Origin of the sequence: Streptomyces sp. NPDC056144 (assembly GCF_042264145.1) — a bacterium.
In the GTDB taxonomy this organism is placed as follows: domain Bacteria; phylum Actinomycetota; class Actinomycetes; order Streptomycetales; family Streptomycetaceae; genus Streptomyces.
Map to the genome: position 1 here is coordinate 22054 of NZ_JBHJVF010000004.1, position 16216 is coordinate 38269.

Annotated in this window: 8 protein-coding genes; 3 read left to right on the plus strand and 5 right to left on the minus strand. The window is 74.9% G+C overall.

Translation table 11 applies throughout. The annotated features are described in order from the left end of the window. The first annotated feature begins 139 nt into the window (after positions 1-139). Positions 140-1411: an Nramp family divalent metal transporter gene (locus ACFC0Z_RS14230; protein WP_376436763.1), complete on the plus strand. Its 1272-nt coding sequence runs from the start codon at positions 140-142 to the stop codon at positions 1409-1411. Between the two features lie 58 nt (positions 1412-1469). Here ACFC0Z_RS14230 and ACFC0Z_RS14235 read toward each other — a convergent pair whose 3' ends face one another. The 4 genes from ACFC0Z_RS14235 to ACFC0Z_RS14250 all read right to left on the minus strand — a co-directional run bounded on the left by ACFC0Z_RS14235 (position 1470) and on the right by ACFC0Z_RS14250 (position 4788). Then, a complete protein-coding gene (locus tag ACFC0Z_RS14235) occupies positions 1470-1763 on the minus strand; it encodes a putative quinol monooxygenase (protein WP_376436766.1) in 294 nt (97 codons plus the stop codon). A 124-nt stretch (positions 1764-1887) separates the two neighbouring features. After that, positions 1888-3075 (minus strand): NADP-dependent malic enzyme, encoded by a 1188-nt coding sequence (locus ACFC0Z_RS14240; protein WP_376436769.1) that lies wholly within the window; start codon positions 3073-3075, stop codon positions 1888-1890. Between the two features lie 126 nt (positions 3076-3201). Then, positions 3202-3660 carry a MarR family winged helix-turn-helix transcriptional regulator gene (locus tag ACFC0Z_RS14245; RefSeq protein ID WP_376436771.1) on the minus strand — a complete coding sequence of 153 codons (459 nt, stop codon included), beginning with the start codon at positions 3658-3660 and terminating at the stop codon, positions 3202-3204. Positions 3661-3762: 102 nt separating this feature from the next. Continuing rightward, entirely contained in the window at positions 3763-4788 is a 1026-nt protein-coding gene (locus ACFC0Z_RS14250; RefSeq protein WP_376436774.1) for an aldo/keto reductase, read from the minus strand. A 102-nt stretch (positions 4789-4890) separates the two neighbouring features. Between ACFC0Z_RS14250 and ACFC0Z_RS14255 the strand changes: the two genes are divergently transcribed. After that, positions 4891-5181 (plus strand): helix-turn-helix domain-containing protein, encoded by a 291-nt coding sequence (locus tag ACFC0Z_RS14255; protein ID WP_376436777.1) that lies wholly within the window; start codon positions 4891-4893, stop codon positions 5179-5181. A 217-nt stretch (positions 5182-5398) separates the two neighbouring features. Here the strand turns inward: ACFC0Z_RS14255 and ACFC0Z_RS14260 are convergent, their stop codons facing one another. After that, a complete protein-coding gene (locus ACFC0Z_RS14260; protein WP_376436780.1) occupies positions 5399-6451 on the minus strand; it encodes an aldo/keto reductase in 1053 nt (350 codons plus the stop codon). A gap of 156 nt (positions 6452-6607) precedes the next feature. Between ACFC0Z_RS14260 and ACFC0Z_RS14265 the strand changes: the two genes are divergently transcribed. Beyond that, on the plus strand, positions 6608-16213 hold the full coding sequence (locus tag ACFC0Z_RS14265; RefSeq protein ID WP_376436783.1) for a type I polyketide synthase: 9606 nt from the start codon (positions 6608-6610) through the stop codon (positions 16211-16213). Positions 16214-16216 lie beyond the last annotated feature (3 nt).

Below are 16216 nucleotides of genomic sequence, written 5' to 3' on the forward strand. Positions count from 1 at the left end.
GACCCAGGTTCCGCACACAGTGCTCTCTCCTCAACGGCGGTGGGTGGGCTGCGCCGGGGCTGCCCCCGGCTGTACGATCTCATGTAATCATAAGAGATCTGATGAACGTAAGACTTCGTTGAGCTCTGGAGGAGTTCCCGTGACGGAAGTACTGCCCCGCCCGGACGTCCGCCCGCGGACGCGGTCGGGCCGGGTCGCCGCCCGTGCCTCGCTCGGCCTCGCTCCGGCCCTGGTCACCGCCGTGGCCTACGTCGACCCGGGCAACGTCGCCACCAACTTCAGCGCCGGTTCCGCCTACGGGTACGGCCTGTTGTGGGTCGTGGTCGGCTCCACCGTGGCGGCGGGGCTCATCCAGTACCTCTCGGCGAAACTCGGCGCGTGCACCGGCCGCTCGCTCACCCAGTCCGTGGCCGCGGCCGTCGGCCCCCGCGCCCGCGTCGCCTACTGGATCCAGGCCGAACTCGTCGCCGTCGCCACCGACATCGCCGAGGTCGTCGGCGGCGCGGTCGCCCTGAAACTGCTCTTCGGGCTCCCGCTGTGGGCGGGCGCGATCACCGTCGCCGCGGCCTCCACGGCCCTCCTCCACCTGCGGACCACCAAGGGCGACCACGCCTTCGCCGTGACGGTCGCCGCCGCCCTGGCCCTCATCGCCTGCGGCTTCGTCGCCTGCGCGGTCTTCGCGGGTCCCACCGCCGCCGGGATGCTCGGCGGCATGCGGCCGGTGCTCGCCGACAGCCAGGCCGTCTTCCTCGCCTCCGGCATCTTCGGCGCCACCGTCATGCCGCACGCCGTCTACGTCCACTCCTCGCTCAGCCGGGACAGCGGTGCGCGGCTGCGCGCCGGCGGGTGGTTCCCGTCGGGCGCCACGGGTGAGGTCCTCTCGGCCACCCGCAGGGGCGTGGTCGGGGCGATGCTGCTCGCCGGCTCGATCAACGCGGCCCTGCTGCTGACCGCCGCGGCACTGCCCTCCGGTACGGGCCCGCTCACCCTGGAAGGCGTCCACGCCACCGTGGGTACGGTCCTGGGCGCCCTCCCGGCCCTCGCCCTGGCCCTGGCGCTGCTGGTCTCCGGCCTCGCGTCGACCGCCGTCGGCACCCACGCGGGCGACATCGCCATGCGGGACCTGATCCGCCGTCGCGTCCCGGCCGGGGCGCGACGCCTCGCGGCCCTCGCCCCGGCGGTCCTGCTCCTCGCGGCCGACCTCGACACCACCCGGCTGCTGGTCCTCTCCCAGGTGGGCCTCTCCCTCGGCGTGCCGTTCGCGCTGATACCGCTCACGCGCCTGACGGCACGCCGTTCGCTGATGGGCGGTGCCGTCAACCACTGGGCCACCACCGTGGCGGCCTCGGCGGTCGTGGCGGCGGCGCTGGCCGTCAACGGGTTCCTCCTGGGTGACCTGATGTGGGGGTGAGACGGCACGCGGAAGAGCGGGGCGGGCCCGGTGGCCCGCCCCGCTCTTCTCCGTACGGCTACGCCTGCACGCTCGTTCCGCGCAGCAGCCAGGTCGGGCCCTCGGCCCACGCTCCGACGATCTCGAAGAAGCGGGCGAAGTGCGGCCCCTGGCAGTGGGTGTCGAACGCGGCCTCGTCGTCGTACGCCTCGTACAGGTAGAAGCGGTCGGGGTTCTCCGCGTCGGCGACGAGGTCGAAGGCGCGGGTGCCGGGCTCGTGGGCGAGCGACTGGCGCCCGTCCTCCAGCGCGGCGTCGACGAAGTCCTGGCGCCGCGCGGCCGGTACGTCGAAGGAGACGGCGACGGTGTACATGGTGGGGTCCTCGCTTCGGAAGGGGTGAGGGGTACGGGGGATGGGGTTGCGGGGTACGGGGGTACGGGACGTACGGGCGAGGGGCGGGGCCGCGAACAAGGGCCCCGCCCCTCGCCCGTACGCGTCAGGCGCGGGCCACGCCGTCGCGGCGGGCCGCCTCGGCGACCGCGGCGGCGACGGCGGGCGCCACGCGCGGGTCGAACGGGCTCGGCACGATGAAGTCGTCCCGCAGGTCGTCGCCGACGGCCGCGGCGATGGCGTCGGCGGCCGCGAGCTTCATGCCCTCGGTGATCGCGGTGGCGCGGGCGTCGAAGGCTCCCCGGAAGATGCCGGGGAAGGCGAGCACGTTGTTGATCTGGTTGGGGTGGTCGCTGCGGCCGGTGGCGACCACGCGCGCGTGGCGGCGGGCGACGGCCGGTTCCACCTCGGGCGTGGGGTTGGAGAGGGCGAAGACGATCGCCTCGTCGGCCATGGCCGCGACGGCGCTCTCGGTGATCGTGGCGCCGGACAGGCCGATGAACACGTCGGCGCCGTGCAGCGCCTCCTCGACGGAGCCGGTGTAGCCGGCGGCGTTGCTCCACAGGGCGAGGTGCGCCTTGGCCGGGTTCAGGTCGTCCCGTCCGGCGTGGACGATGCCCTTGCTGTCCGCGACGGAGATGTCGCCGATGCCCGCCTCCTTCAGGATGCGGCTGACGGCGATGCCCGAGGCGCCCGCTCCGGCGACCACGGCGCGCAGCTCGCCGAGTTCCCGCCCGGTCAGGCGGGCGGCGTTGCGCAGGGCGGCGAGGGCGACGACGGCGGTGCCGTGCTGGTCGTCGTGGAAGACGGGGATGTCGAGGGCCGCGCGCAGACGGTCCTCGACCTCGAAGCAGCGGGGCGCGCTGATGTCCTCCAGGTTGACGCCGCCGAAGCCGGGGGCGAGCCGGATCACCGTCTCGACGATCTCGTCGACGTCCGTGGTGTCCAGGCAGACCGGCACGGCGTCGACGTCGGCGAACTGCTTGAAGAGCAGGGCCTTGCCCTCCATGACGGGCAGGGCGGCCCGGGGGCCGATGTCGCCGAGGCCGAGGACGGCGGTGCCGTCGGTGACGACGGCGACGGTGCGGGCGGCCCAGGTGTAGTCCTGGGCCAGGTCGGGGTCTTCGGCGATGGCGGTGCACACGCGGGCGACGCCGGGGGTGTAGGCGAGGGCCAGCTGCTCGTGGTCGTCGACGCTGACGGTGGGGGTGACGGCGAGTTTGCCGCCGCGGTGCAGGGCGAAGGCCGGGTCCAGGTCGAGGGAGTTCACGGTGTTCGCGGTGCTCGCGGACATGAGGGTTCCTTGGGTCGAAGGGTCGCACATCTGATATCTATACGACTCCAGTCTTATATAAGATGTCTTACATAACAAGCGAATCCGGCCCCCGCCCCGGATTCGGGGCGGGGGCCGGACGTGGTGCTACTTCTTGGCGGCGGCCGGGGGCTTGAAGCCGGCCAGCGCCGCCGAACACGCGTCGAGGCGGGCCAGGAACTCCGCGGCCTCGTCCGGCGTGAAGCAGTCGGCCAGGAGGCCCTCGACCTCCTTGACCGCCTCGTCGGCGCGGCGCACCAGCGTGCTCCCGGTCCGGGTGAGGTGGGCTTCCAGGATGTTCAGGTGGATCGGGTGGGGCCGGCGCTCGACCAGGCCCCGGCCTTCGAGGGTGGAGAGGACGGACGACATCGTCTGCGGTGTGACCATGCCGCGGCGCGCGAGGGCCGCTCCCGACAGTCCCGGCTGCTGCTGCAGGGCCAGGAGTACGTTGTACTGCGGGACATTGATCTTGAACTGCCGGAGTGCGGCATGCTTCGCTGAGGTGAGCTCCTGCTCCACCCGCTTGATGCGGTCTCCGATGCGTTCTTCCATCGCCGATGACGCCATGACTCGAAGGTTACCCGCATATCTCTTATTGGTGCACGCCATCTGAGAACAGTCTTATTTCAGATGTACACCGTCGTTCCGATGCTGCGCGCACGCCGCTGATCAGCGGCGACGCAGTGACGCGTCCGCCAGGTGCGGCGGTGTGTAGTCGGCGTCCGACGGGTTCAGGTCGGTGCCGGGCGGGACGAGTTCGTCGATCCGGTCCAGGATCGCGTCGTCCAGTTCGACGTCGGCGGCGGCCAGGAGGTCGTCGAGCTGCTCGACCGTACGCGGGCCGATGATGGCGCTGTCGACGGCCGGGTGGCTGAGGACGAAGGCGAGCGCCAGGTGGGTGAGGGGCAGCCCCGCCTCCTCGGCGAGGGCGATCAGGCCCTCGACGACCTTGTACTTGCGCGCGTTGCCCGGCAGTCGCTGGTCGAACTTGTGCGAGATCAGGTCGCGCCGGAAGGCGTTGAGTTCGAGCGGCGTGCCGCGGCGGTAGCGGCCGGTCAGCCAGCCGCTGGCCAGCGGACTCCAGGTGAGCACCCCCACGCCGTACTTCCGCGCCGTGGGCAGCACGGAGCGCTCCACTCCCCGCATGAGGACGGAGTAGGGCGGCTGTTCGGTGTGGAACGGCACGTGCCCGCGGCGCTCGGCCGTCCAGCGGGCCTCCACCATCTGCTCGGCGGGGAAGTCGGAGCTTCCGATGGCCATGACCTTGCCCTCGCGGACCAGGTCGGAGAGGACCGACAGCGTCTCGTCGATGTCGGTCGCCGGGTCGGGGCGGTGCACCTGGTAGAGGTCGATGCGGTCGGTGTCCAGGCGGCGCAGGCTGTCCTCGACGGCCTGCCGGATCCAGCGGCGCGAGTTGCCCTGTCGCAGCCCGCCCCCGCCCATCGGGAAGTGGACCTTGGTCGCCAGGACCACCTCGTCCCGCCGGCCCTTCAGTGCCTTGCCGACGATCTCCTCCGACTCGCCCGCGGAGTACATGTCCGCGGTGTCGAGGAGGGTGACCCCGGCGTCCAGGGCGCGGTGGATGAGGCGCTCGGCCTCCTGGTGGTCCGGGTTTCCCCAGGCGCCCAGCATCATCGTGCCGAGCGCGACACGGCTGACCGTGACGCCGGTGCGTCCGAGAGTGGTGGTGCGCATGCTCGTTTCCTCTCTGTCGCCGCGATTGCGGCTCCCTCTGCGGCGATATGCAGTTTACTGATATCTCTTCGATGTCTTATGACCGTGAGAGGGTTGATGGGTGTGTCAGGTTCAGGGGAGCTGGGGGAGTTCCTGCGCGCGCGGCGGGCGGCGATCGGTCCGGCGGAACTCGGCCTGCCTCCGGGGGTGACACCTCGTCGGGTGCCGGGTCTGCGCCGCGAGGAGCTCGCGGTGCTCGCGGGCGTCAGCGTCGACTACTACGCCCGCCTGGAGCAGGGCCGGGTCCGTACGGCCTCCGAGGCGCTCTGCGCGAAGTTGTCCGCCGTCCTGCGGCTGGACGGGGACGAGAGCGCCCGGCTGCGGACCCTCGCCCGGCGCGGCGGACGCCGGTGAGCGGTGCCCGGACCGGGTGCGGGCTGGGTTGGGTCCGGGTGCGGTCCGGGCGCGGCCCGGGTGCGGCCCGGGCGTGGTCCGGGTGCGGGGCCGGGTCCGGGCGTGGTCCGGGTGCGCGACAGGGCCGGGTCCCGAGGAGGGGGCGATTCCTCGGGTCCCGGCCCTGGTGGGGAAGGTGTGGGACCGCCCGCGGGGGAACGGGCGGCCCCACACGGGGTCAGGCGGCGGAAGGGCCCTCGCCGGCGCCGGTGGTCTCGATCGCGCGGGTGATCTCGGCGAAGTCGGCCGGGGTCAGCTCCAGCGTCGAGGCGGCGATCCAGCCGTCCACCTGCTGGGGGGTGCGGGCGCCGACGATCGTGCCGTCGATGCCGGGCCAGGCCAGCGCCCAGGCGACGGCGACGGCGCCGGTGGAGACGCCGTGCCGCTCGGCCACCGGCACGAGGGCGGCGGTGAGGGCGAGGTTGGCGTCGAGGCCGGTGGTGAAGTCCGGGTGGGACTTGCGCCAGTCGTCGTCCGGCAGGGAGGCCGCGCGCTCCTTGGAGAACGCGCCGGTCAGGAGGCCCGACTGCATGGGCGAGTAGACGATGACGCCGGTGCCGGCCGCCTTCGCCTGCGCGATGAGCCCGGCGGACGAGCGGTTGATCGCCGAGAAGGGCGGCTGGACGACGTCCACGTGGGCGACCCGCTCGGCGGCGGCGACCTGCTCGGGGGAGTGGTTCGAGAGGCCGATGGCGCGGACCTTGCCCTCGGCCTTCAGGTCGGCCATGACCTGCCAGTACTCCTCCAGGGGAGTGGCGCCCTGGGCGGCCGCCTGGGCCTGCTGCGGGTCGTTGTAGTCGAGGGCCTCGCCGCCGGTGTCGGGCCAGTGCACCTGGTACAGGTCGATGCTCTCGACGCCGAGCCGGCGCAGGGAGCCCTCGACCTCGCGGCGGACGCTCTCGGGCCGCATCGAGTTGCGCGGCGGGGCGGTCGGGTCGTTGTCGTCCCAGACGAGACCGCACTTGGTGAAGACGTAGGGGCGATCGGCCTCGGGGAAGTCGGCGATGGCCTTGGCGATGACCTCCTCGGAGTGTCCCAGGCCGTAGACGGCGGCCGTGTCGATCCAGTTGACGCCGGCCTCGACGGCGTGCCGGATGGCGGCGACCGAGGCGGCGTCGTCCTGGGAACCCCAGGCGTAGTGCCAGCCCCCGCCACCGATGGCCCAGGCCCCGAAGCCGGTCCGGCTGATGGTCATCGAGGTCGTGCCGAGCTGCTTGGCAGGCAGTGTCATGGAACTTTCAACCCTCCACTTGCTGACGGTAATCCGGAACTGACTTTATATAAGAGGTCTGATGTGCACAAGCGGGCTGACTCACCATTGACGGATGATGTAAGAGCTCTTATGTTCATCCATTGTCTGATGGTCAGGGGAACGCGAGGGGGAGCGATGAGGGACGAAGCCGACCGGGGCGGGCACGAGCACGGGCGCGGGCGCGGGTACGACCTCCCCCCAGGAGCCGTCGCCGTCGTCGGCATCGGCTGCCGGTTCCCGGGGGCCGACGGCCCCGAAGCGTTCTGGCCGCTGCTGCACGACGGCCGCGAAGCCGTCTCCGACCGCCCCGCCGGCGGCCGCGGGCCCGCCCGCGGCGGCTTCCTCGACCACGTGGACCGCTTCGACCCCGACTTCTTCGGCATCTCCCCACGGGAAGCCGTGGCCATGGATCCGCAGCAGCGGCTGGCGCTCGAACTGGCCTGGGAGGCCCTGGAGGACGCCAGGATCCCGCCCCGCCGCCTGGAGACGGCCCCCGTCGGCGTGTTCCTCGGCGTGATGGCCGACGAGTACGCCACCCTCCTGCACGACCTCGGCCCCGACGCGGTGACCGGCCACACGCTCACCGGAGTGCAGCGCGGCATCACCGCCAACCGCATCTCCCACGTGCTCGGCCTGACCGGCCCGAGCCTGGTCGTCGACACCGGCCAGTCCTCGTCGCTGACCGCCGTGCACCTCGCCTGCGCGAGCCTGCGTGACGGCACCTCCGACCTCGCCCTCGCCGGCGGCGTCAACCTCATCCTCTCCCCGCGCGGCACCCTGACCCTCGAACGGGCCGGAACCCTCTCCGCGGACGGCCGGTGCTTCACCTTCGACGCCCGCGCCAACGGATACGTACGCGGGGAGGGCGGCGGGATCGTCGCCCTCAAGCTCCTGGAACACGCCGTCAGGGACGGCGACCGCGTCCACGCCGTCATCCGCGGCAGCGCCCTGAACAACGACGGCGCCACCGAGACCCTCCCCACCCCCGGCCGCGCCTCGCAGGAACGGCTCCTGCGCGCCGCCTGCGCCGACGCCGGCATCGCGCCGGGCGAGATCCAGTACGTCGAACTCCACGGCTCCGGCACACGCGTCGGCGACCCCGTCGAAGCGGGCGCGCTCGGTACGGTGCTGGGCTCGGCCCGCCCCGGCGGGACGCCCCTCCTGGTGGGGTCGGTGAAGACCAACATCGGCCATCTGGAAGGCGCCGCCGGCATCGCCGGCCTCATCAAGACCGTCCTGTGCGTGAGCCGTCGCGCGCTCGTGCCCAGCCTGAACCACATCGGCCCCGGCGAACGGATTCCGCTCGACGCGCTGCGCCTGCGGGTGAACACCGAGACCCGGACCTGGCCGGCGCCGGACGCGCCGCTCGTGGCCGGGGTCAGTTCGTTCGGGATCGGCGGCACCAACTGCCACGTGATCCTCACGGACTGGCGGGACGGCGAGCTTCGTACCGACGCCGACGCCGACGCCGACGCCGACGCCGACGCCGACGCCGACGCCGACGCCGACGCCGACGCCGACGCCGACCTCGGCACCGGCGGCGAGCTTCGTGCCGACGGCCGACGGCCCGCCGACGGGCCCGTCCCCTGGGTCCTGTCCGGGCGCGACGAAGCCGCCCTGCGGGACCAGACGGAACGGCTGCGCACCCGGATCGACGCCCGCCCCGAGCTCGGGGCCGGATCCGTCGGCCGGTCGCTGGCCATCACCCGTACGACGTTCGCCCACCGCGCCGTCGTCGTCGCCGACGACCGCGAGGGCCTCCTCGACGGACTGACCGCCCGCGCCGCCGGCCGGCCGTCGGCGGCCGTGACCGAGGGCCGCCACGAGGGGCCGCCGGTCCGGCCGGTCTTCGTCTTCCCCGGCCAGGGCTCCCAGTGGGCGGGCATGGGCGTCGGACTCCTCGACACCGAGCCGGTCTTCGCCGCCCGCCTCGCCGCCTGCGACGAGGCCCTGCGCCCCCACACCGGCTGGTCGCTCACCGACGTCCTGCGCGGCACCCCCGGCGCGCCGCCGCTGGAGGGCGACGAGGTGATCCAGCCCGCCCTGTGGGCGGTGATGGTGGCCCTGGCCGAGCTGTGGCGGTCGGCCGGCGTCGAACCCGCCGCCGTGATCGGCCACTCCCAGGGCGAGATCGCCGCGGCCACCGCCCTGGGCGCCCTCTCCCTCGACGACGGCGCGCGGATCGTGGCGCGGCGTGCCCGGATCCTGCGCCGGATCGCCGGCCGGGGCGGGCTGCTGTGGGTGGAGGCACCGGCCGGACAGGTCGAGCGGGACCTCCGCGCGGTCGCCCCTTCGGCGTCGGTCGCGGCCGTCAACGGCCCCGCGCAGACGGTCGCCGCCGGACCGGCCGCCGCGCTCGCCGCGCTCGCCGCCCACTACGGGGAGCGCCAGGTGAGGACCCGTACGGTCCCGGTCGACTACGCCTCGCACAGCGCGGCCGTCGAGGAGCTGCGGGACGAACTGCTCGCCGCCTTCGCCGGGGTCGCCCCGCGCTCCGCCGACGTGCCCTTCCTCTCCACCGTCACCGCCGAACCCTTCGACACCGCGGGCCTCGACTCCGCCTACTGGTACCGCAACCTGCGCGAACCCGTGCGGTTCGCCTCCGCCGTCGAGAGCCTGCTGAGCTCGGGCCACAGGACGTTCCTGGAGATCAGCCCGCATCCCGTCCTCGCGACGGCCGTCCGCCAGGCGATCGACCTGCGCGGCGGCGACGGCGTGGCGCTGAGCACGCTCCGCCGCGACCGCGGGGGCAGGGGCCGGTTCCTCGCCGCGGCGGCCGAGGCGTTCGTGCACGGCGTCGACGTCGACTGGTCCTCGCTGCTGCCCCCGGCCGCGCCCCTGGTCGACCTGCCGACCTACCCCTTCCAGCGCCGCTCCTTCTGGCCGGCGGGGCTGCCGGGAACGGGCGAGACGGCCGGGACGCCGGAGCCGGCGGCGGAGACCCCGGCTGTGCCCCCGGCCGGGCCCCTCTCCGGTGACCCGCGAGCGGTCCTGGAACAGGTCCGGAGCCTCACCGCCGTCGTGCTCGGCGAAGGCTCGGCCGCCGACGTCCGCCCCGACCTGACCTTCAGGGAACTGGGCCTGGACTCGGCCATGACGCTCGAACTGCGCGACCGGCTGTCCACGGCGACGGGGCTCCGGCTGGAGAGCACCTTCCTGTACGACCATCCCAGCCCGTCCGCCGCGGCCACGGCGATCGCGTCGGAGGCGTTACGGGACGGGGGTCCGGGCGCCGCGACGGAGCCGCCCGCCCCGCCCCGTACCCAGGCCCTTTCCCGTACCCAGGCCCCATCCCGTACGCACGACCCCGACGACGACCCCGACGAGGACCCCGACGAGGACCCCGTCGTCATCGTCGGCATGGCCTGCCGCTTCCCCGGCGGGGTGGAGTCCCCCGACGACCTGTGGGACCTGGTCGCCGGGGGTACCGACGCCATCGGCGACTTCCCCGGCGACCGGGGCTGGGACCTGGCGGCCCTCCACCACCCGGACCCCGAACGCGTCGGCACCTCGTACGTGCGCCAGGGCGGGTTCCTGCGGGACGCGGCCGGCTTCGACGCGGAGTTCTTCGGGATCAGCCCGCGCGAGGCGCTCGCCATGGACCCGCAGCAGCGGCTCGTCCTGGAGGTCGCCTGGGAGGCGCTGGAGCGCGCCGGGATCGACCCGGCATCGCTGCGGGGGAGCCGCACGGGAGTGTTCGTCGGAGCGATGCACTCCGGCTACGGGCCCGGCATGGAGGCCGCCGGGCCCGGCGTCGCCGGCCACCTCCTCACCGGCACCAGCGTGAGCGTGGTGTCCGGCCGCATCGCCTACGTCCTCGGCCTGAACGGGCCCGCGCTGACCGTCGACACGGCGTGTTCGGCGTCGCTGGTCGCGCTGCACCAGGCGGTACGGGCCGTCCGCGGGGGAGAGTGCGCGCTCGCCCTGGCCGGCGGGGTCACCGTCATGGCGACCCCCGGCATGTTCGTGGAGCTCTCCCGCCAGCGGGTCCTGGCCGCCGACGGCCGCTGCAAGGCCTTCTCCGCCCGCGCCGACGGCACCGGCTGGGCCGAGGGCGCGGGCATGCTCGCGGTCGAACGCCTCTCCGACGCCCGGCGCCTCGGCCACCCCGTCCTCGCGGTGATCGCCGGCAGCGCCGTCAACTCCGACGGCGCCTCCAACGGCCTCTCCGCCCCGAGCGGCACCGCCCAGCAGCGTGTCATCGAGGACGCCCTGGCGGACGCGGGACTGACCCCGTGTCAGGTCGACGCCGTGGAGGCGCACGGCACGGGCACCGCGCTCGGCGACCCCATCGAGGCGAACGCCCTGCTGGCCGCCTACGGGCGCGACCGCGACGACGACCGGCCGCTGTGGCTGGGTTCCCTGAAGTCGAACATCGGCCACGCGCAGGCGGCGGCGGGCGTCGGCGGCGTCATCAAGATGGTCCAGGCCCTCCGCCACGCGACCCTGCCCGCCACCCTGCACGCCGAGGAACCGTCCCCGCACGTGGACTGGGACTCCGGAGCGGTGGCCCTCCTCCACGGCTCCCGCCCCTGGCCGCGGACCGGGGCCGCGCGTCGTGCGGGCGTGTCCTCGTTCGGGATCAGCGGCACCAACGCGCACGTGATCCTGGCCGAACCGCCGCCGTCCGAGGTGCCGGACACGGCTGCCGCCGCCGAGGAGCGGACGCCCGTGGCCCCCGTCGCCCCGGTGGTTCTGTCGGCACGGACCGGGGACGCGCTGCGGGAGCAGGCACGGCGACTGGCCGCCGGGGCCGTGGATCCGGTCGGCGCCGCACCCGCCCTCACCACCCGGACCTCCCTCGAAGAGCGGGCCGTGGTGATCGCCGCCGACCGGCAGGAGGCCGTCCGCGCTCTGGAGGCTCTGGCCCGGGGCGAGGAGGCCCCCGGCCTCGTCACCGGCCGGGCCGCCGAACCCGGCCGGACCGTGCTCGTCTTCCCCGGCCAGGGCGGCCAGTGGCGTGGCATGGCGGCTCGGCTCGCCGCGGAGAGTCCCGTCTTCGCGGCCCGTCTGGCCGAGTGCGAGCGCGCCCTCGCCCCGTACGTCGACTGGTCGCTGGCGGACGTCCTGGCCGACCCGGAGACCGACCCGGAGGCCAACGCCCGTGACGGCGCCCGTGACGGCGCCCGTGACGGCTCCCGGGGCGAGGGGCTGCTCGACCGGGTCGACGTCGTCCAGCCCGCCCTGTGGGCCGTGATGGTGTCCCTCGCCGCACTGTGGCGGTCGGCCGGTTTCGTACCGGACGCCGTGATCGGCCACTCCCAGGGCGAGATCGCCGCCGCCGTCGTGGCCGGTGCCCTCTCCCTCGACGACGGCGCCCGTGCCATCGCGCTGCGCAGCGCCGTCGCCGTCGACCTGATGGGCAAGGGGGGCATGGCGGTGGTCCCGCTGCCCGCCGCGCGGGTACGGGAACGCCTCGGCGTCCAGCTCAGCGTCGCCGCCGTCAACGGACCGACCACCACGGCCGTGGCGGGCCCGCCGGAGGCGCTCGCCGCGCTCGTCGAGGGTTACCGGGCCGAGGGCGTCAACGCCCGGGTCATCCCCGCCGCGTTCGCCTCGCACAGCCCGGCGGTCGAACCGATCCGCGAACGGATCCTCGCCGGGCTCGCGCCCCTGTCCCCGCGCGCGGCCGAGATCCCGATGATGTCCTCGGTCACCGCCGACTGGCAGGAGGGCGGGGCCCTGGACGCCGCCTACTGGTACGGGAACCTCCGGCGCACGGTCCGCTTCGAGGAGGCGGCGCGGGCGCTCATCGCCTCCGGCCACACGACGTTCGTGGAGGCGGGCCCGCACCCGGTGCTCACCAACGCGCTCGGCCAGATCCTCGAAGAGGCCGGGGCCGAGGGGATCGTGACCGGCTCCCTGCGCCGTGACGACGGAGGCCTGCGCCGCTTCCTGACCTCGGCGGCGGAGGCGTACGTCCAGGGCGTGCCCGTGGCGTGGGAACGGCTCACCGGCCCGGTGACGGGCACCGCCGACCTCCTCGCCCTCCCCACGTACCCCTTCCGGCACCGCCGCCACTGGCTCGCGCCCGTGGCCGCCGGGCCCGCGAGCACCGCCGAACTCGGCCAGTCCCCGGCCGGCCACCCGCTGCTCGGCGCGGCGGTCGACCTCGGCGACGGCGAGACGGTGTTCACCGGCCGGCTCTCGACCCGCACCCATCCCTGGCTGGCCGACCACACGTTCGCGGGCGGGGTCGTCGTGCCGGGCACGGTGTTCCTGGAGATGGCCCTGCACGCCGCCACGACGGCCGGCGGGACGGCGGGCGTCGAGGAGCTGACGCTCTCCGCGCCGCTGGAACTGCCCCCGGACGGTGCCGTGGACCTGCGCGTCCGGGTGTCGGCGGAGGACGCCGCCGGCCGACGGTCCTGCCGGGTGTCGAGCCGCCCGCCCGAGGGCCCGTGGACGGAACACGCCCGGGGCACCCTGGCCCCGTCGGCCGCCGCTACCACGGCCCCGGCTCCAGCCGCGGCTGCTGCCGCCGTCTGGCCGCCCGAGGGCGTGACGTCGGTGCCCGTGCCGCGTGTGTACGAGGACCTCGCCCTGCGCGGTCAGGGGTACGGGCCCGTGTTCCGGGGGCTCCGGGCCGCCTGGCGCCACGGGGAGGAGTGGTACGCCGAGGCCGGCCTCCCCGAGCCGGAGCACCGGCACGCCGAGGAGTACCACCTCCACCCCGCCCTGCTCGACGCCTCCCTGCACGGTCCGGCCGCCGCGGCACTCGGCCGCCTGGGCCGTCCCGTGCAGCCGCGCCGCTGGCGTGGCGTCACCCTGCTCCGTACGGGCGGACACGCCTCCTCGCGGGCGTACGCGCGGCCCGCCGACGACGGGGGAACCGCCCTCACCCTGTACGACCCCGCCGGAACGCCCGTGGCCCTCGTCGAGTCGGTGGAGCTCCTGCCGGTCACGACGGCCCCCGCCCTCGACCCCGCCGTCGCCCGGGACTCCCTGTTCGCGCCGGCCTGGGAGCCGCTGCCGGTGACCCCGCAGACGGGGCCGAACGCACCGGCCGCGTCGGCCGCGCCGCACGCGGCGGACCACGACCAACTCCCTTTGGATCCGGTCACCGTCGTCGCCTGTCCCGGCGGCTCGGACGCGTCGTCCGACGTGCCGGCGGCGGCCAGGGAGGCGGTCCGCCGGACGCGCGACCTGCTGGCCCGGTGGCTGGGCGACGAGCGGCCGGCCGGGGCCCGGCTCGTCCTCGTCACCCGGGGCGCCGTCGCCGTCCGGCCCGGCGAGACCGTGACCGACCTCGCGCAGGCGGCGGTCTGGGGCCTGGTGCGGACGGCGCAGGTCGAGCACCCGGGACGCTTCGTCCTGGTCGACCTCGGCCCGGAGACCACCGAGGTCCCGGCCGGGGCGACGGCCTCGGACGAGCCCCAACTGGCGGTCCGTGACGGCGTGCTCCTGGTGCCCCGCCTGAAGGCGGCGGAAGCCGACGGCCCCACCGCCCTGCCCCTGCCCGAGGACGCGCCCGCCTGGCGCCTGGACATCCCCGAGCGCGGCACCCTCACGGCCCTGGAGATCCGCCCGTACCCCGAGGCGGCCGCCGATCCGGGTCCCGGGCAGGTCCGGATCGCGGTCCGCGCCGCCGGGCTCAACTTCCACGACGTCCTCGGCGCGCTCGACATGCACCCCGGCGACCCGGGCCCGCTCGGCCTGGAGGGCGCGGGCGTGGTGACCGCGACCGGCCCGGGCGTCACCGGCCTGGCCGTCGGCGACCGGGTGATGGGCCTGTTCGCGGGCGCGTTCGCCACGGAGGCGCACGCCGACCACCGCACCCTCGTCCGGATTCCGGAGGGCTGGTCGTTCACCCGGGCCGCCGCGGTCCCGGTCACCCACATGACGGCCGTGCACGCCCTGACCGAACTCGGACGCACGGCCGCGGGCGACCCAGTCCTGATCCACGCGGGTGCGGGCGGCGTCGGCATGGCGGCGGTGCAACTGGCCCGGCACCTGGGCGCCGACGTCCACGCGACCGCGAGTCCCGCCAAGTGGCCCGCGCTGCGCGCCCTCGGCCTGACCGACGACAGGATCGCCTCCTCCCGGGAACCGGGCTTCGGCGCTCACTTCGGCGCTCACTTCGGCGCTCACTTCGGCGCGCACGTCGGCGCCCGCTTCGGCGCGGCCGGCCGAGCCCCCGGGGATCCGGACCCGGCCGGCCCCGGCGCCCACCCCCGCCGGATGGCGCTCGTCCTGAACTCCCTCACCGGCGAACTGCTCGACGAGTCGCTGGGCCTCCTGCGCCCCGGCGGCCTCCTGGTCGAACTCGGCAGGACCGACCCGAGGGACCCCGCCGAGGTGGCCTCCGCCCACTCCGGCGCGCGCTACCTGACCCCCAACCTCCTCCGGCTGCCGCCCGAGCACCTCGGCCGGCTCCTGAAGCGGGTGGTGGAGCTCTTCGCCGAGGGCGCCTTCACGTGGCCCGCCGTCACCGACATGGACGTCCGGCGTGCGCCCGAGGCGTTCGGGCTGCTGCGGCAGGGCGCGCACGTCGGCAAGGTCGTCCTCACCGTCCCGCCGGTCCTCGACCCGGACGGCACCGTCCTCGTCACCGGAGGCACCGGCGCCGTCGGCCGGGCACTGGCCCGCCACCTGGTCACCGCCCACGGTGCACGACGGCTGCTGCTGGCCTCCCGGCGCGGCGGCGACGCGCCGGGCGCGGCCGTTCTCGTGGCGGAACTGACCGGCCTCGGCGCCGAGGTGCGGATCGCGGCCGTCGACGTCGGCGACCGGCGGGCCGTCGCCGCGCTGGTCGACTCCGTACCCGCACGGCACCCGCTGACCGCCGTCGTGCACGTCGCGGGCGTCGTGGACGACGCGCCGGTGGTGTCGCTGACCCCCGGGCAGATCGACCGGGTGATGCGGGCCAAGGCCGACGCGGCCTGGCACCTGCACGAACTGACCGCCCGTCATCCGCTGACCGCGTTCGTCCTGGTCTCCTCGGTCATGGGGACCCTCGGCGGCGCCGGCCAGGGCGGCTACACCGCCGCCAACGCCTTCCTCGACGGGCTCGCCCACCACCGCCGTTCGCACGGCCTGCCCGCCCTCGCGGCGGCCTGGGGCCTCTGGGACGACCCGGACGGCATGATCGGCGCCCTCACCGACGCCGACCGCGCCCGTTTCGCCCGGGCCGGACTCGTACCGATGGCGCCCGACCACGGCCTTGCGCTTCTGGAGGCGGCGCTGCCGTCCCCGCACGCCGTCCTCGCCCCCGCCAGGTTCGACCGCGAGGCGCTGCGCGCACTGGCGGCGGACCTCCCGCCGATCCTCCGCGAGGTGGCGGCCGCCGGGGCGGGAGGGCCCGGGGGAGACCCGGGCCGCGCCCGGGTGTCGCGGCCGCTTCGGGAGGAGCTCGCCGGACTGGCCGCCGCGGAACGGGCGGAGGTCCTCGCCGACCTGGTCCGTACGCACATGGCCGCCGTCCTCGGGACGCGCCCCGAGAAGATCGTGGACGACCGGCCCTTCGGCGAGCTCGGGCTCGACTCGCTGACCTCGGTGGAGTTCCGCAACCGCCTCAACGCGGCGACGGGACTGCGGCTCCCGGTCACGCTCTTCTTCGAGGCGCCGACGCCGCCGGAGGTCGTCGCCGTCCTCGACGCGGAACTCGCGCCCGGCGACCGGCGGGAGGAGGCCGTCCCGGTGTCGCAGCCCCCCTCCCCGCCCTCCGTGACGGCGCTCGTCGAGAACGCGACCGCGGACGAACTCCTCGACTTCATCGACCGTGAGCTCTCCGGCTCCTGACCC